The organism is Pseudomonas sp. ACN5 (assembly GCF_002303975.1).
GTDB lineage: Bacteria > Pseudomonadota > Gammaproteobacteria > Pseudomonadales > Pseudomonadaceae > Aquipseudomonas > Aquipseudomonas laurylsulfatiphila.
The window spans coordinates 45,268-60,818 of sequence record NZ_MRCP01000022.1; the positions used below are offsets into that span (position 1 = coordinate 45,268).

Consider the following 15,551-nt stretch of genomic DNA (forward strand, 5'->3'; position numbering starts at 1 on the left):
TTTTTGCGCAAATAGAGAGTCGCAGGAATGAAGTCGTTCGCCTCCCGTTATCTGCTCCTTGTCGCATTTTCTTTGCTGCTGGGCGCCTGCCAAAGCACGCCACCGGCGGCCACCGAGGCCGCCAATGCGCGAGCCACGGCCATCGTACAGCTGGAACAAAACATCGCCAGCGATGAACTGGCCACCGCCGAAGACCAATTGGCGGCCTTGCAGGCCGAATCGCCCAACGATGCGTCCCTTGAGCAGTACCAGCGGCAACTGGCCGAAGCCTATCTGCGCCGCAGCCAGATCGTGCTGCAAAAAGGTGATGTGGATGCTGCAGCGACCGCCCTGAGCCGTGCCCGCGCGTTGATGCCCAAGGCTCCGGCACTGACCGGCGGAGTCAACGGCTCGATTGCCCAGGCACGCAAGGCCGAGCTGGAAAAAGCCGAAGCGGCCCTGAAAGCTGCCGAAGCCAAGCCAAAAGCCAAAGTCATCGATCTGACGGCTGAAAGCACCACGGTCGCGCTGAATATCAACGATATGGGCAAACTGCGTCGCCAACTGGATGCCATCGCCGCCGATGTGGTGAATTTTCAGTGCGAGGTGAGCATTCAGGCTCCACGCACCGATGATTACCCTTGGCTGGCGACATTGCTGACAAAACGGGTGAACAAGCTCGATCCCGAGTTTGACCTGAAGCTGGAGCGACAGATTTTGCGCAGTGTTCCGGCGCAGATGGTTCTGAGTCCGCGTAAACCTTAAAAAGCTTCGCGAGCAAGCCCGCTCCCACATTGGATCTGTGCCCGCCACAGGACTCGTGTGGGAGCGGGCTTGCTCGCGAAGGCGGCCTTTCTGGCAATAAACATGTTCAGGCCGGAATCGCCCTGGCCTTCGCCTCCCTGTCCCAAACCCGATGCTGTCCGATCGCGGCGAAAAACCCTTTGATCAACTTCGCATCCGTCCCCACGATCAATCCCGCATCAGCCTCCAGCTTCAATACATCCAGCAACTGCTTCGCTTCACCCTGCAAGGCGATAGCCTTCAGATGCTTGTACGCCTCCAGCAGGTAATGCAACGCCACGCCGTCTGTACTCAGCGCCTTGATCGACGCGGCTCCGCCCGGCACGAACACCGCGTCGAATGCCACCGACGGCGAGCCCTCCATCGAAGCATCGACCGCCAGGGTTTTGCCATCGGCGGTTTTCACGGGTGCAGAGGTCGGCCCCAGTAACTTCGCGTGAGCGCCCTGCACTGCAAGCGCTTTTTTCATCGCATCAATCGCAGCGCTATCAACGCCATTGGCCGCCAGAATCGCGACCTTCCGCGTCTTGATGTTCTCCGGCAACAGATTGGCCTGGCTCAATGCCGGAGAGTGATCCTGTGCGGCTTTGCGTACCTCGACGGTTCCTCGAGCCGGCGTAGGCAATCCAAGGTTCTGCGCCACTCGTTTGGCCAACTCCAGATCGATATTGGCGAGAATTTCGTTCACTTCCCGGGCGCGGATCGCCTCACGCTCAACCTTGCCCAATTCAAAGCTGTAGGCCGAGATGATGTGCTCCCGTTCATGCTCACTCATGCTGTGGAAAAACAAACGAGCCTGGGAGAAGTGGTCAGCGAACGACTCGCTGCGCTGGCGAATCTTGTTGGCGTCGATGCGCTCCGGATAACTCTCGAATCCTCCATCCTGCGCCGAAACAGGCGTTTCCTTTGGCCAGCCGCCATCGATGGAGTTCGGCTCATAAGACGCACGTCCCTTGTCGATGGTGGTGCGGTGCTGCGCATCCCGCTGACCGTTGTGGAACGGTGACACCGGACGGTTGATTGGGATTTCGTGAAAGTTCGGCCCGCCGAGTCGGCTGATTTGCGTGTCGGTGTAGGAAAACAATCGACCTTGCAGCAGGGGGTCGTTGGAGAAATCGATCCCCGGAACGATATGCCCGGGGCAGAAGGCAACCTGCTCGGTTTCGGCGAAGAAGTTGTCCGGGTTGCGGTTCAGCACCATCTTGCCCAACGGCGTGATGGGCACCAGTTCTTCGGGGATCAGCTTGGTCGGGTCGAGAATGTCGAAATCGAAGGCGTGTTCATTTTCTTCTTCGATGACCTGCACCCCCAACTCCCATTCCGGGTAGTCGCCGATCTCAATCGACTCCCACAGATCACGCCGATGGTAGTCGGCGTCCTTTCCCGCAAGCTTCTGCGCTTCGTCCCACACCAGGGAGCAAGTGCCGGCCGTAGGGCGCCAGTGGAATTTGACGAAGCGCGACTTGCCCTCGGCATTGATCAGGCGAAAGGTGTGCACGCCGAAGCCCTGCATGCTGCGCAGGCTTTTCGGGATCGCCCGGTCGGACATTGCCCACATCACCATGTGCGCCGACTCCGGCACCAACGAAACGAAGTCCCAGAAGGTGTCGTGGGCCGAGCCACCGGTAGGGATCTCGTTATGCGGCTCGGGTTTGACCGCGTGCACGAAGTCGGGAAACTTGATCGCATCCTGTATGAAAAACACCGGCATGTTATTGCCCACCAGGTCGAAGTTGCCTTCGTCGGTGAAGAACTTCACGGCGAAACCCCGTACATCACGCACGGTATCGCCTGACCCTCGCGGCCCCTGTACCGTGGAAAAGCGCACGAACACCGGCGTTTTCTTCGCGGGGTCCTGCAGGAAACCGGCCTTGGTCAGCACCGAATGGTTTTCATAGCTCTGGAAATAACCATGGGCACCGGTGCCGCGAGCGTGAACGATGCGTTCGGGAATGCGCTCATGATCAAAATGCGTGATCTTTTCACGCATGATGAAATCTTCCAGCAGCGACGGTCCGCGGGCCCCGGCCTTCAGGGTGTTCTGGTTGTCCGCCACCTTCACACCCTGGTTAGTGCGCAAGGCCTGCTCAGTGGCATCGGAGCGAAATGCTTTCAGGCTGTCGAGCTTGGCGTTGGTGTTGTGGCGGTCCGGGGTATCGGTCCCGGCCAGGACGCTCTTGGTGGCGGCAGGCTTCTTGGTACTCATCAGGCGTGAACTCCTCAGGCATATTCCAGTGGCCTAAGTAGTGACTGACGAGCTTATTCAGCCGTTCCTTTTTTCTGACCTTTGATCGCGTTATTGCCAAATGACAGGACAAATGCGAAATAAATGCTAAGAACCTCTATACGGACAGGCTAAAATGCGCGCCCGGCTAACCGCTGACCCTTTTCTAACGCGCCCCACAAGGTTCGCTACGTGATCGAGTTTCAAAACGTCCATAAAACCTACCGCGTCGCCGGTAAGGAAATCCCCGCGCTGCATCCGACCAGTCTGACGATTGAGAACGGGCAGGTTTTCGGCTTGATCGGTCATTCCGGCGCAGGAAAAAGTACCCTGCTGCGTCTGATCAATCGCCTGGAAAACGCCAGTGGCGGCAAGATCACCGTCGACGGTGAAGAAGTCACCGCGCTCGACGCCAACGGCCTGCGCCGCTTCCGTCAGCAGGTCGGAATGATTTTCCAGCACTTCAACCTGCTGGCCTCCAAGACCGTCGCCGACAACGTCGCATTGCCACTGACCCTGGCCGGCGAACTGTCGCGCAGCGAGATCGATTCGCGCGTGGCCGAGTTGCTGGCGCGGGTCGGTTTGTCCGATCACGCGAAAAAGTACCCGGCGCAATTGTCCGGCGGGCAAAAGCAGCGTGTCGGCATTGCCCGCGCCCTGGCGACCAAGCCAAAAATCCTGCTGTGCGATGAAGCCACCAGCGCCCTCGACCCGCAAACCACTGCATCGGTCCTGCAATTGCTGGCCGAGATCAATCGCGAGCTGAAACTGACCATCGTATTGATCACCCACGAAATGGACGTGATCCGCCGGGTCTGCGACCAGGTGGCCGTGATGGACGCCGGCATGATCGTCGAGCAAGGCTCGGTGGCCGAGGTGTTCCTGCATCCGAAGCATCCGACCACCAAACGCTTTGTGCAGGAAGACGAGCAGATCGACGAAAGCGAACAGCGTGACGACTTCGCTCACGTTCCGGGGCGCATCGTGCGTCTGACCTTCCAGGGCGATGCGACCTACGCGCCGTTGCTGGGCACCGTCGCCCGGGAAACCGGGGTGGACTACAGCATCCTGGCCGGTCGTATCGACCGCATCAAAGACGTCCCTTACGGGCAACTGACCCTGGCCGTGACCGGCGGTGACATGGAAGCGGCGTTCGCCCGCTTCACCGCAGCCGACGTCCACATGGAGGTGCTGCGCTAATGGAAGCCCTGACAAGTTTCTTCGCCAATATCGACTGGCTCGAAATCTGGCTGGCCACCGGCGACACTTTGCTGATGCTCGGCGGTTCGCTGTTGTTCACCGTGCTGCTCGGCTTGCCGCTGGGCGTGCTGCTATTCCTCTGCAGCCCACGCCAGTTGCTGGAAGCCAAAGGCGTCTACGCGATGTTGTCGCTGGTGGTGAACATTCTGCGTTCGCTGCCGTTCATCATCCTGTTGATCGTGATGATTCCGTTCACCGTGTTGATCACCGGCACGTCCCTCGGTGTTGCCGGTGCGATCCCGCCGCTGGTGGTGGGCGCCACGCCGTTTTTCGCGCGCCTGGTGGAAACCGCCCTGCGTGAAGTGGACCGCGGCATCATCGAAGCCACCCAGGCCATGGGTGCGACCACGCGACAGATCATCACCAATGCGTTGCTGCCTGAGGCTCGTCCGGGCATTTTCGCGGCGATTACGGTGACCGCAATTACACTGGTGTCCTACACGGCGATGGCGGGTGTTGTCGGCGCCGGTGGTCTGGGTGACCTGGCGATCCGCTTCGGTTACCAGCGTTTCCAGACCGATGTGATGGTCGTGACGGTGGTGTTGCTGCTGGTCCTGGTCCAGGTACTACAAACCGTTGGCGACAAGTTGGTCGTCCACTTTTCCCGTAAGTAAGACATGAGCCGGCCATTCGCTGGCAGGCGCCAAACGGGCGCCTCACAAGGAGTTAGCTGAATGAAAAAACTACTCGTCGCCTTCGCTGCCGTTGCCGCATTCTCGGCCCACGCGGCTGACACCCTGACCGTCGCAGCCACCCCGGTGCCACACGCCGAGATCCTCGAATTCGTGAAGCCGACCCTGGCCAAAGAAGGCGTGGACCTGAAGGTCAAGGTCTTCACTGACTACATCCAGCCGAACGTGCAAGTCGCGGAAAAGCGCCTGGACGCCAACTTCTTCCAGCACCAGCCGTACCTGGATGAGTTCAACAAGGCCAAGAGCACAAACCTGGTATCCGTCGCCGGCGTGCACCTGGAACCCCTGGGCGCTTACTCCAGCAAGTACAAGACCCTCGCTGAACTGCCTGGCGGCGCCAACGTGGTGATCCCGAACGACGCCACCAACGGTGGCCGTGCACTGTTGCTGATGGCCAAGGCCGGGCTGATCAAGTTGAAGGATTCGAACAACATCCTGTCGACCGTGAAAGACATCACCGAGAACGCCAAGGACCTGAAAATCCGCGAACTGGAAGCCGCGACCATCCCGCGCGTGCTGACCCAGGTCGACCTGGCGCTGATCAACACCAACTACGCGCTGGAAGCCAAGCTCGATCCGGCCAAGGACGCGCTGGTCATCGAAGGCAACGACTCGCCGTACGTGAACATCCTGGTGGCTCGCCCGGATGACAAGGACAGCGACGCGATGAAGAAGCTGGTTGCAGCTTTGCACAGCCCGGAAGTGAAGGCCTTCATCCTCGAGAAGTACAAAGGCGCGGTAGTGCCGGCGTTCTGATTGAACTGCGGAAACGAAACAGGGGACGCCAAGTGCGTCCCCTTTTTTGTGCCTTGAAATTTAGACCCCTGTGGGAGCGGGCTTGCTCGCGAAAGCGGTGTGTCAGCCACTATCAATGTCGGCTGAACCACCGCCTTCGCGAGCAAGCCCGCTCCCACAGGGTTTTGTGTCACTTAATTACGCTTGAGCATCACCGGCAACTGCGCCACCAGCTTCGCGTTGTTCAACGGCGCCCGGATGAAGCCGCGCTGCGTGCCATCCGGCCCGATCACCGCGAGGTTGCCACTGTGGTCGACCGTGTAGTTTGGCTTGTTGGTGTCCGCCGGAATGAACGGAATGCTCACCGCGTTGGAGACCTTTTGCAATTCATCGGTCGACTTTGGCGTCAGGCCGACAAACTGCGGGTCAAAGTAGCCCAGGTACTGCTTGAGCTGCTGGGGCGTGTCGCGATGGGGGTCGACGCTGACCAGCACGATCTGCAACTTATCCACCGCCTCGGGCGGCAACTCGCTCTTGATCTGTCGCAGCTGGGCGAGGGTGGTCGGGCAGACGTCCGGGCAGAAGGTGTAGCCGAAGAACAGCAGGCTCCACTTACCCTTCAATTCATTGATCGCGACCGGCTGGCCGTCCTGATTGGTCAACGTCACGTCCGGCAGATTGCGGCTCTGCGGCAGCAAAATGATACCGGCGTCGATCAGCGCCGTCGGGTCGCCCTGGTCTTTCCCGGACAGTACCTTGTTGACGGTCAGGCCCAGGATCAGTGCGACCAGGGCGACGAGGATGAAGACGGTTTTCTGGGTTCGAGTCATAGGTTCAACAGTAAGTAGTGGTCTACGAGCAGGGCGATAAACAGCAGGAACAAGTAGTAAATAGAGTACTTGAACGTGTTGATCGCCGCGTGCGGCCGAGTGCCACGGTACAACACCACGGCCCATTGCAGAAAGCGCGCGCCCAGCCCGAGCGCGCAGACCAGATAGAGCATACCGCTCATGTGGATCACGTAGGGCATCAGGCTGACGGCGAGCAGCGCAAAGGTATACAGCAGGATATGAATCTTGGTGTAGTGCTCGCCATGGGTGACCGGCAGCATCGGGATGTCGGCCTTGGCGTATTCCTCCTTGCGATGGATCGCCAACGCCCAGAAGTGCGGCGGGGTCCAGGCGAAGATGATCAGCACCAGCAGCAGCGGTTCGGCGCTGACGTGACCGGTGGCGGCAGTCCAGCCGAGCAAGGGCGGCGCGGCACCGGCCAGACCGCCGATGACGATGTTCTGCGGGGTCGCACGCTTGAGGAATCCGGTGTAGATCACCGCATAGCCAAGCAGCGAGGCGAGGGTCAGCCACGCGGTCAGCGGGTTGGTAAACGCCAGCAGCATGGCTTGCCCGAGAGCCGCCAACACCAGCGCGAACGTCAGCGCGGCGGTCGGAGATATCCGGCCTTCGGCGAGCGGCCGTTTGTGGGTGCGCGCCATCACCGCGTCGATGCGCCGGTCCACCACATGATTGACCGCCGCGGCGCCACCGGCACACAGGGCGATGCCCAGGTTGCCGAACACCAGCACCGTCCAGGGCACCCCGGCACGGGTCGCGAGGAACATCCCCACCAGTGACGTGATGAGCATCAGCACCACGACTTTGGGCTTTGTCAGTTCCAGGTAGTCACGCCAGATCGCCTGACTGGGACGTTCGCCGATCAGAATCGCCATGGCATCTCTCCTTTTATTGTTATGGGCCCGGCTGAGTGTTTACGCGGGCTGAAGTGCCAGCGTGCTTGCTTGACCCGGACCAGACTGGTTCGGGCGTGGTAATTGACCAGCACCATGGTCAGCAACAGCGCCGCGCCGCCCGCGTTATGTGCGACGGCCAGCGGCAGCGGCAGATGAAATAGCACGTTGCTGATGCCCAAAGTGATTTGTGCGCCAAGGGCGATCAGCACCAGGCCTGCCAGGCGCGTCATGCCGACCACCTTCAATTGCCAGGCCAGACCAAGCAACACCAGGGTGACCAGCAAGGCGCCGATGCGATGGGTCAGGTGGATGGCCGTACGGGCGTCGCTGTCCAGTTGCCCGCCGAGGTAATTCGGGCCGATGTGTTGGGTCAGATGAAAGCCATTGGCGAAGTCGGCGGGCGGCAACCACTGGCCGTGACAGGTCGGAAAGTCGATGCAGGCCACGGCGGCGTAGTTGGAACTGACCCAGCCACCGAGGGCGATTTGCCCGATCACCAGCAACAGCCCCGCCGTCGCCCAGTGTTGCAGACGTCGTGGCACGGTCAGCGCCGGCAGTACGCCGGACAGGCGCAAGGTCAGCAGAAACAACAGGCTCAAGGTCGCGAAGCCGCCAAGCAAATGCCCGGTGACCACCTGCGGCCAGAGCTTGAGCGTTACCGTCCACATGCCGAACGCGGCTTGGCCGAAGACCACCGCCAACAGAAACAATGGCAACTTCACCGGTTGCCCCGGATGACGGCGATGCAACCACGCACGACCGGCCAACACCGCGATCAACACGCCCAGCGTGCCAGCGAAGTAGCGGTGGATCATCTCGTTCCAGCCCTTGTGGGCCTCGACCGGAGCGTCCGGGAAATGCAATTCGGCATGGGCCAGCTGGGCTTCGCTTTTCGGCACGCTGATGAAACCGTAGCAGCCAGGCCAGTCCGGGCAGCCGAGGCCGGCGTGGGTCAGGCGGGTGTAGGCGCCGAGCAATACCACGATCAGTGCCAGCAAGGTGGCAAACAACGCGAGGCGAAATCCAGGCTTGGCCATGACGATGCCCTTATCCGATGTTCGACAGTTTCAGCAGGTGGCGCAGATCGTTCAGCAGGTCCTTGCCCTTCACCGACGGGTCGTAGCGCAGCACCAGATTGCCGTGGGGGTCGATGATCCACAGGTGCGGCACGTCATTGCTCTGAGCGCCTTTTGTGTAGGCAGGCAAGTCCAGTGAATAGCGTTGCAACTGCGGGTACTCGCGTTGAAGTTTAGTCTCGTAATCGCTGTTCAGCGCCTGCGCGGCGGCCAATGCATGGCTGGCACGGGACGCATCGCGACCGAGGCCGATCTGGATCTGCCGCGCCAGGTACACCAGTTGCTGGCAGTCCACCGCGCAATCCTTGGGCGCGGTCACCAGGATCTGCCAACGCTCTTCCTGGGCCTGCACGCCGATGTCCGCGCGGGTCTGACCGTTGCCGATCAGTTCGCCGTGATAACTGCGGCCCTCGGGCACCCAGAAATTCAGCTTGTACATACCGGTGGCAAGGATCATCGGACCGATCACCCCGAGCAGGATCAGCAGCAGTTGCATACGCCCCTTGCGCCGGTTCACCGAAGGTTTCGCCTCAGACATGCTGGGTGGATTCATGGCCGCTCCCATGGTGTTTCTCCTTTGCGTTGTGCCAGCCGAGATAGAGATAAAGACCGAACAGGGCGATCGCCATGGCGAACCACTGCACGGCATAAGCGATGTGTTTTTCCGGGCCCGTGGCGACCACCGGCCAGTCGGCCTGATAGGTGGCCGGAGCGGTTTCGGCGCGTAGCTCAAAGGCAAAGCCTTCGCGGTTCAGCGTCTTCCAGAGACTGGCCGGTTCAACGGCCGTAATCAGCTTCGGCCACGTCGCTGTCGCCGGGTCTGCATGCAACTGAAATGGTGCACCGGGGGAGACGTAGACCCACGCGTCGAGGCTGACTGCCTCGGCAGGTGTCTTGAATTGCACGGGTGTGCGGCGTTCCGGCCAGGGCAGCCAGCCGCGATTGACCAGCAGCCAGAGCCCGCTGGCCTGATCATGAAAGGGTTGCAACAGCTCGACGCCGACCCTGCCGTTACGTTGACTGTTGTCGAGCAGCAGGCTGTGTTCGGCATCGAAGCGGCCGTGCAGGCGAACCCGGCGGAAAGCCGGGTCAGCGGTGTATTGCAGCTCGGTGCTGGCCATCGGCTCGGCGGCCCTGCGCTCGGCGTAGGTGTGCAGCAGCGCGCTTTTCTCCGCGCCCCGGCTCAATTGCCAGAACCCCAGGGACACCAGTAGCGGCAGCAACAGCGCGACCACCAGCGTTGGCACGATACCCGGCCGAAAGCGCTTCATGGCATTGCCAGAAAGTCGGTCATCGCGATAGCTATACTCAAGTGCATCGCTTGTCCCCCCGGAGTCCCACCATGCTCAAAGCAGCCATCGTCCTGATGCTGATTGCCACGGTTGTCAGCCTGTTCAGCGGCCTGTTTTTTCTGGTCAAGGACGACAGCCGCTCAAACCGCCTCGTCATTGCCTTGAGTGTGCGTGTCACGCTGGCCGCCATTACCCTCGGCCTGATCACCTGGGGGTTTTTCAGCGGCCAGCTGGTGTCCCACGTGCCGTGGTAGCTCAAAGCTTCAAGCTTTTAGTTTCAAGCTGCTTCAAAGCACATAGACGAAAACGAACAACCCGATCCACACCACATCCACGAAGTGCCAGTACCAGCTCGCCGCTTCGAAGCCGAACTGGTGCTCGCTGTCGAAGTGCCCGCGCATGACCCGCATCAGCATCACGAACAGGATGATGGTGCCGATGGTCACGTGAGCGCCGTGGAACCCGGTGAGCATGAAGAAGGTCGCGCCGTAGATGCCCGAACCCAAGGTCAGACCCAGTTCGCGGTAGGCGTGCATGTACTCTTCGGCCTGGAAGATGAGGAATGCACAGCCCAACACTACGGTGAGCGCCAGCCAGAGTTTCAGTGCGCCGCGATGGCCCTTTTTCAAGGCGTGATGGGCGATGGTCACAGTCACACTGGAGCTCACCAGCAACACGGTGTTGAGCAGCGGCAGACCCCAGGGGCTGATGACCTCTTTTGGTGGCGGAAACAGTTTCGAGTCGGGGTTGTCCAGCAGCGGCCAGGTGAACTGGAAGTTCGGCCACAGCATGTGCGTGATGCCTTGGGCGCCTTCACCGCCAAGCGCCGGCCCGGAGATGTGACGCACATAAAACAGTGCGCCGAAAAAAGCGATGAAGAACATCACCTCCGAGAAAATGAACCAGCTCATGCCCCAGCGGAACGAGCGATCCATTTGCGCGCTGTACAAGCCGCCGCGACTTTCCTTGATCACCGTACCGAACCAACCGAACAGCATGTAGGCCAGCAGTAACCCGCCGACGAAAAAGATCAGTGGCCCGTGGGATTCCGGACGCGCTGCTTTCAGATCATTGAACCAGGTGGCCAGGCCAAACACCGTGACGAACATGCCGACCGTGGCGATGATTGGCCATTTGCTCTGGGCCGGTACGTAATAATGCTCATGAGTTGCCATTTATTGTTCTCCTTATCGGGCACGCTCAGCCGCCAGTGTTTACAGCTACCGGTGGATGTCGGGCGGTGATATCGAACAGCGTGTAAGACAGCGTCAGGTGCTTCACATCCTTGGGCATGTCACGGTCAACGATGAAACGTACCGGCATCTCGATCCGTTGACCGGGCTGCAGCACTTGCTGGGTAAAGCAGAAACATTCGGTCTTGTGGAAGTACGCCGCCGCGGTGCTTGGCGCGATGCTCGGCACGGCCTGGGCACTCATTGGTTTATCGGTGGGGTTGTGGGCGATGAAGATCATCTCGTTCACCGCCCCCGGGTTAGCGGTCAGTTCGTCATGCTTGGGGTAAAAATCCCACGGCATATCGGCGGTATTGGTCGACAGAAACTGCACACGCACCTGCCGCGAGGTGTCGACCGTCTGCTCCCCCTCGTACTGCCCGGCGGTCTTGCCATTGATGCCGAAGGCCCTGCACATCACGTCGTAGATCGGCACCAGCGCAAACCCGAACACAAACATTGCCACCACCACCGTCAGCAGGCGCGTGACCAGTTTCTTCATTGAAATCGAGTCAGCCATGATTGCAAACCTCTACGCCAACCCCTGTAGGAGCGAGCTCGCTCGCGAAAAACCTGAGAACGCCGCGGGGTATCAGGCTTCCAGCGTTATCGTTGACGACCATCGCGAGCGAGCTCGCTCCTACAAAGGGGCAGGCGTTCATTTCACTTCCGGCGGCGTGGTGAAGGTGTGATACGGCGCCGGCGACGGGATGCTCCACTCCAGGCCTTCAGCCCCATCCCACGGTTTGGCCGGTGCCGGCGGGCCGCCGCGAATGGTCTTGATCACGATGAACAGGAAGAAGATCTGCGTGGCCCCGAACATGAATGCACCGACCGACGACACCATGTTGAAGTCAGCGAACTGCAGGTTGTAGTCCGGAATCCGTCGCGGCATGCCCGCCAGACCCACAAAGTGCATAGGGAAAAAAGCCAGGTTCATGCCGATGAACGACAGCCAGAAATGCAGCTTGCCGAGGGTTTCGTCGTACATGTGGCCGGTCCATTTCGGCAACCAGTAGTAGGCCGAGGCGAAGATCCCGAAGATCGCCCCCGGTACCAGCACGTAATGGAAGTGCGCGACCACGAAGTAGGTGTCCTGGTACTGGAAGTCCGCCGGGGCGATGGCCAGCATCAATCCCGAGAAACCGCCGATGGAGAACAGGATCACGAACGCCACGGCAAACAGCATCGGCGTCTCGAAGGTCAGCGAGCCCTGCCACATGGTGCTGGCCCAGTTGAATACCTTCACACCCGTTGGCACCGCAATCAGCAGCGTGGCGTACATGAAGAACAGCTCGCCCACCAGCGGAATGCCGACCACGAACATGTGGTGCGCCCAGACGATGAACGACAGGAACGCGATACTCGCCGTGGCGTAGACCATCGAGGTATAGCCGAACAGCGGCTTGCGCGAGAAGGCCGGAATGATCGAGCTGACGGCACCGAAGGCCGGCAGGATCATGATGTACACCTCGGGGTGGCCGAAGAACCAGAACACGTGCTGGAACAGCACCGGGTCACCGCCACCGGCGGCGCTGAAGAAGCTGGTGCCGAAGTGGATGTCCATCAGCATCATCGTCACGCAACCGGCCAGCACCGGCATCACCGCGATCAGCAGGAACGCCGTGATCAGCCAGGTCCAGACGAACAGCGGCATTTTCATCAGCGTCATGCCGGGGGCGCGCAGGTTGAGGATGGTGGCGATCACGTTGATCGCCCCCATGATCGAGCTGATCCCCATCAAGTGAATGGCGAAGATGAAGAAGGTCACGCTTTCCGGCGCATAGGTCGTCGACAGCGGCGCATAGAACGTCCAGCCGAAGTTCGGCCCGCCACCGGCGGTGAACAGGGTCGACACCAGCATCAGGAACGCCGCCGGCAACAGCCAGAAGCTGAAGTTGTTCATTCGCGGCAGGGCCATGTCCGGCGCGCCGATCATCAGCGGGATCATCCAGTTGGCGAGGCCGACGAAGGCCGGCATCACCGCACCGAAGACCATCACCAGACCGTGCATGGTGGTCATCTGGTTGAAGAATTCCGGCTGGACGATCTGCAGCCCCGGCTGGAACAGCTCGGCGCGAATCACCATCGCGAACGAACCGCCAAGCAGGAACATGGAGAACGCAAACCACAGGTACAGGGTGCCGATGTCCTTGTGGTTGGTGGTCAGCACCCATCGCATCAGGCCTTTGGCGGGGCCGTGGGCGTGGTCGGTGGCGGTATGAACATGTTCATCGATTACAGCAGTCATGTCCTGTCTCCTGCAAACAGATGGGCTGGGCAGGCCGGGGTGCGTAGCCCCGACCGGTTCCTTACGTGCGCAATAGACCGGGTCATTTGCTTTCCGCCTGTTTCAGCTCCAGCACTTCTTTTGGCGTGACCATGTCGCCCTTGTTGTTGCCCCAGGCGTTACGTTCATAGGTCACGACTGCTGCGATATCGACTTCCGAGAGCTGTTTGCCGAACGCGGCCATGGAAGTGCCAGGCTTGCCGTGGAAGACAATGCTCAGGTGATCTTCTTTCGGTCCGGTGGCGATTTTCGAGCCCTTGAGTGCCGGGAACATCGGCGGGAGGCCCTGGCCTTCGGCCTGGTGACAGGCCACGCAAGTGGTGTGATAGACCTTGTCGCCGCGCTCCTTGAGCTCGTCGAGGGTCCATTCCTTGCTGGTCAGCTCTTTGAGCTGCGCGGCCTCGACCTTGCGATCGGCCAGCCATTTTTCGTAATCGGCCTTTTCCTTGACTTCGACCACGGTCGGCATGAAGCCGTGATCCTTGCCGCACAACTCGGCGCATTGGCCACGGTAGATGCCGGGCTTGTCGATGCGGGTCCAGGCTTCATTGACGAACCCGGGTATCGCATCGCGCTTGACCGCGAAAGCCGGCACCCACCAGGAGTGGATCACGTCGGCGGAGGTCACCAGGAAGCGCACTTTGGTGCCGACCGGCAGCACCAATGGCTTGTCGACCTCGAGCAGGTAGTGCTCACTCTTGGCTTCCTTGTTGTGGATTTGATCCTGGGGGGTGGTCAGGTTGCTGAAGAACTCGACGTCCTGGCCCAGGTATTTGTAGTGCCACTTCCACTGGTAGCCGGTGACCTGGATATCGATCTCCGGCTCGCTGGCGTCGTACATTTTGATCAGGGTCGCGGTAGCGGGAACCGCCATGGCCACCAGGATCAGGAAGGGCACGATGGTCCAGAGGATTTCGACGGTGGTGCTTTCATGAAATTTGGCGGCCACCTGCCCGGTCGAGCGGCGGTGGAGAATCATCGACCAGAACATGGCACCAAAAACGATGATGCCGATCACCACACAGATCCAGAAAATGGTCATGTGCAGGTCGAATACTGCGTGACTGATTTCAGTCGCTCCAGGCGCCATATTCACAGTCCAGGCCGCTTGCGCCTGACTGAAAATCGACCACAACAGGAGGCCCATCCAGACATGTGGATGTCGCATCATTGCGGGTTCCCCTTATCGTTCTTGTTATCCCGCCGGCTTTCACCTGCGGCAAGGGAGCGGCTGCATCAGACTACGAACTTGAGCACCGGGCCTTGCTGCATATGCAGTCGGGCGTCATCAGCTAACTCCATTCCAACCCGAGTATAGACAGCACCACTGACCTCGCAATGCGAAGGCGTAAATCATCTGAAACAGCATTCACTTGCTTTGCAGGGCACGAATGGAGAAGGATGCAGACGAGTGGTGGCAAACCGATATAACGGAGCCGTCTCAAGGATGAAATAATTATGACAAATGCGTCTTAGCATTTTTCGTAAGCCAGCTAAGTTATGTCTTCCCTATTTCATTGCCTTGTTTCCTGGAGTTTTCATGAACACCGCCGCATTGCGCGAGCAGATCCAAAAAGCCCAACAACACGAAGCCGAGACCGGCCTGCTGACGCGTCAGCTGGAAAGTAAATTGCCTCATCTGCACCCGGCGATCCAATTGCCGGAGGCCGATACCAACGGCGTACTGACGCGATTTGTCGCCGCCTACATCGAAGAAGTGCCCGATCTGCTGGATGCAGCCAATGAAGTCGCCAGGGAAGCGGGCATTGAGTTACAGATCAAACCGGTGCTGACAATCGCCGAACAGTACTTCCTCCAGCCGCCGACCGTCCTGAACGGTCACGTCGGGCTCGACAGCCTGCTGGATGAAGCCTACCTGGCGCACAGGTTTGTCGAAGAGGTCAACGACCTGTACATCAAGCATTTCGGCCAGCCACTGATCCCCCTGGACATGACTGTCGCCAACCTGATTGCTCACCAATTGATCGGTGAGGAGTTCGCCAACCAACTGGACGAGGTGGTGCATCACGCGGTGGACGAAATGCTCAACGACGAAAGCTTTGCGCTGGAGTCGGTGGAAGCCTATCGCGAGAAGCTCAGCAGCCCGGACACCGGCGCCGCATGGAAACGCTGGCCGTGCATGTCCCGCCGCCTGGGCGTAGGCCTGGAGCTGGATCAGCCGGCTGCCTGATCCCTGAAACCTGTGGGAGCGGGCTTGCT

The 15,551-nt window shown here is 60.0% G+C and carries 16 protein-coding genes; 6 read left to right on the forward strand and 10 right to left on the reverse strand.

Features of this window, described 5'->3' with window-relative positions:
• Positions 1-27: 27 nt before the first annotated feature.
• Positions 28-744 (forward strand): PA5502 family lipoprotein, encoded by a 717-nt coding sequence (locus tag BSF40_RS28640; RefSeq protein ID WP_095967856.1) that lies wholly within the window; start codon positions 28-30, stop codon positions 742-744.
• A gap of 106 nt (positions 745-850) precedes the next feature.
• Here the strand turns inward: BSF40_RS28640 and katE are convergent, their stop codons facing one another.
• A complete protein-coding gene (gene katE / locus BSF40_RS28645; RefSeq protein ID WP_095967857.1) occupies positions 851-2,989 on the reverse strand; it encodes a catalase HPII in 2,139 nt (712 codons plus the stop codon).
• A gap of 210 nt (positions 2,990-3,199) precedes the next feature.
• Here katE and BSF40_RS28650 point away from each other — a divergent pair, with 210 nt between their 5' ends.
• The 3 genes from BSF40_RS28650 to BSF40_RS28660 are packed head-to-tail and all read left to right on the forward strand — an operon-like array spanning position 3,200 to position 5,715.
• Positions 3,200-4,207, forward strand: coding sequence for a methionine ABC transporter ATP-binding protein (locus tag BSF40_RS28650; protein ID WP_015092901.1), 1,008 nt, complete (start codon positions 3,200-3,202; stop codon positions 4,205-4,207).
• The gene (locus BSF40_RS28655; protein ID WP_008018443.1) at positions 4,207-4,881 is read left to right on the forward strand and encodes a methionine ABC transporter permease; all 675 of its coding nucleotides are present in this window, start codon (positions 4,207-4,209) and stop codon (positions 4,879-4,881) included. Before BSF40_RS28650 ends, BSF40_RS28655 begins: the two co-directional genes overlap by 1 nt.
• A gap of 60 nt (positions 4,882-4,941) precedes the next feature.
• Positions 4,942-5,715 (forward strand): MetQ/NlpA family ABC transporter substrate-binding protein, encoded by a 774-nt coding sequence (locus BSF40_RS28660; protein WP_095967858.1) that lies wholly within the window; start codon positions 4,942-4,944, stop codon positions 5,713-5,715.
• Positions 5,716-5,888: 173 nt separating this feature from the next.
• Here the strand turns inward: BSF40_RS28660 and BSF40_RS28665 are convergent, their stop codons facing one another.
• From BSF40_RS28665 to BSF40_RS28685, 5 genes are read right to left on the reverse strand one after another with little or no spacing between them, the layout of a single operon-like run.
• A complete protein-coding gene (locus tag BSF40_RS28665; protein ID WP_095967859.1) occupies positions 5,889-6,524 on the reverse strand; it encodes an SCO family protein in 636 nt (211 codons plus the stop codon).
• Positions 6,521-7,420, reverse strand: coding sequence for a heme o synthase (cyoE, locus tag BSF40_RS28670; RefSeq protein ID WP_015092898.1), 900 nt, complete (start codon positions 7,418-7,420; stop codon positions 6,521-6,523). Before cyoE ends, BSF40_RS28665 begins: the two co-directional genes overlap by 4 nt.
• Positions 7,408-8,478, reverse strand: a complete 1,071-nt coding sequence (locus BSF40_RS28675) for a heme A synthase (RefSeq protein ID WP_095967860.1) — start codon at positions 8,476-8,478, stop codon at positions 7,408-7,410. Before BSF40_RS28675 ends, cyoE begins: the two co-directional genes overlap by 13 nt.
• Positions 8,479-8,488: 10 nt before the next feature.
• Positions 8,489-9,082 carry a hypothetical protein gene (locus BSF40_RS28680; protein WP_095967861.1) on the reverse strand — a complete coding sequence of 198 codons (594 nt, stop codon included), beginning with the start codon at positions 9,080-9,082 and terminating at the stop codon, positions 8,489-8,491.
• Positions 9,048-9,788 (reverse strand): SURF1 family protein, encoded by a 741-nt coding sequence (locus BSF40_RS28685; RefSeq protein WP_095967862.1) that lies wholly within the window; start codon positions 9,786-9,788, stop codon positions 9,048-9,050. Before BSF40_RS28685 ends, BSF40_RS28680 begins: the two co-directional genes overlap by 35 nt.
• Positions 9,789-9,859: 71 nt before the next feature.
• Here BSF40_RS28685 and BSF40_RS28690 point away from each other — a divergent pair, with 71 nt between their 5' ends.
• On the forward strand, positions 9,860-10,063 hold the full coding sequence (locus BSF40_RS28690; RefSeq protein ID WP_008045798.1) for a twin transmembrane helix small protein: 204 nt from the start codon (positions 9,860-9,862) through the stop codon (positions 10,061-10,063).
• Between the two features lie 33 nt (positions 10,064-10,096).
• Here the strand turns inward: BSF40_RS28690 and BSF40_RS28695 are convergent, their stop codons facing one another.
• The 4 genes from BSF40_RS28695 to coxB form a co-directional block, all read right to left on the reverse strand.
• On the reverse strand, positions 10,097-10,984 hold the full coding sequence (locus BSF40_RS28695; protein WP_095967863.1) for a cytochrome c oxidase subunit 3: 888 nt from the start codon (positions 10,982-10,984) through the stop codon (positions 10,097-10,099).
• 25 nt (positions 10,985-11,009) lie between these two features.
• Complete coding sequence (locus tag BSF40_RS28700; protein WP_095967864.1) at positions 11,010-11,561, reverse strand: cytochrome c oxidase assembly protein; 552 nt, start codon at positions 11,559-11,561, stop codon at positions 11,010-11,012.
• A 138-nt stretch (positions 11,562-11,699) separates the two neighbouring features.
• Positions 11,700-13,292 (reverse strand): cytochrome c oxidase subunit I, encoded by a 1,593-nt coding sequence (gene ctaD / locus BSF40_RS28705; protein ID WP_095967865.1) that lies wholly within the window; start codon positions 13,290-13,292, stop codon positions 11,700-11,702.
• Positions 13,293-13,374: 82 nt separating this feature from the next.
• Positions 13,375-14,502: a cytochrome c oxidase subunit II gene (gene coxB, locus BSF40_RS28710; RefSeq protein WP_095967866.1), complete on the reverse strand. Its 1,128-nt coding sequence runs from the start codon at positions 14,500-14,502 to the stop codon at positions 13,375-13,377.
• Positions 14,503-14,871: 369 nt separating this feature from the next.
• On the opposite strand from coxB, the gene BSF40_RS28715 reads away from it, so the two are divergent.
• Positions 14,872-15,522: a hypothetical protein gene (locus BSF40_RS28715; RefSeq protein WP_095967867.1), complete on the forward strand. Its 651-nt coding sequence runs from the start codon at positions 14,872-14,874 to the stop codon at positions 15,520-15,522.
• The last annotated feature ends 29 nt before the right edge of the window (positions 15,523-15,551 follow it).

Excerpts from the sequence above, each read along its gene's own strand:
- BSF40_RS28660 (WP_095967858.1), top strand. The coding sequence starts at position 4,942 with ATGAAAAAACTACTCGTCGCCTTCGCTGCCGTTGCCGCATTCTCGGCC.
- BSF40_RS28640 (WP_095967856.1), top strand. The coding sequence starts at position 28 with ATGAAGTCGTTCGCCTCCCGTTATCTGCTCCTTGTCGCATTTTCTTTG.
- BSF40_RS28700 (WP_095967864.1), bottom strand. The coding sequence starts at position 11,561 with ATGGCTGACTCGATTTCAATGAAGAAACTGGTCACGCGCCTGCTGACG.
- BSF40_RS28715 (WP_095967867.1), top strand. The coding sequence starts at position 14,872 with ATGAACACCGCCGCATTGCGCGAGCAGATCCAAAAAGCCCAACAACAC.
- ctaD (WP_095967865.1), bottom strand. The coding sequence starts at position 13,292 with ATGACTGCTGTAATCGATGAACATGTTCATACCGCCACCGACCACGCC.
- cyoE (WP_015092898.1), bottom strand. The coding sequence starts at position 7,420 with ATGGCGATTCTGATCGGCGAACGTCCCAGTCAGGCGATCTGGCGTGAC.
- BSF40_RS28685 (WP_095967862.1), bottom strand. The coding sequence starts at position 9,788 with ATGAAGCGCTTTCGGCCGGGTATCGTGCCAACGCTGGTGGTCGCGCTG.
- BSF40_RS28655 (WP_008018443.1), top strand. The coding sequence starts at position 4,207 with ATGGAAGCCCTGACAAGTTTCTTCGCCAATATCGACTGGCTCGAAATC.
- BSF40_RS28680 (WP_095967861.1), bottom strand. The coding sequence starts at position 9,082 with ATGGGAGCGGCCATGAATCCACCCAGCATGTCTGAGGCGAAACCTTCG.
- BSF40_RS28675 (WP_095967860.1), bottom strand. The coding sequence starts at position 8,478 with ATGGCCAAGCCTGGATTTCGCCTCGCGTTGTTTGCCACCTTGCTGGCA.
- BSF40_RS28665 (WP_095967859.1), bottom strand. The coding sequence starts at position 6,524 with ATGACTCGAACCCAGAAAACCGTCTTCATCCTCGTCGCCCTGGTCGCA.
- katE (WP_095967857.1), bottom strand. The coding sequence starts at position 2,989 with ATGAGTACCAAGAAGCCTGCCGCCACCAAGAGCGTCCTGGCCGGGACC.
- BSF40_RS28695 (WP_095967863.1), bottom strand. The coding sequence starts at position 10,984 with ATGGCAACTCATGAGCATTATTACGTACCGGCCCAGAGCAAATGGCCA.
- coxB (WP_095967866.1), bottom strand. The coding sequence starts at position 14,502 with ATGATGCGACATCCACATGTCTGGATGGGCCTCCTGTTGTGGTCGATT.
- BSF40_RS28690 (WP_008045798.1), top strand. The coding sequence starts at position 9,860 with ATGCTCAAAGCAGCCATCGTCCTGATGCTGATTGCCACGGTTGTCAGC.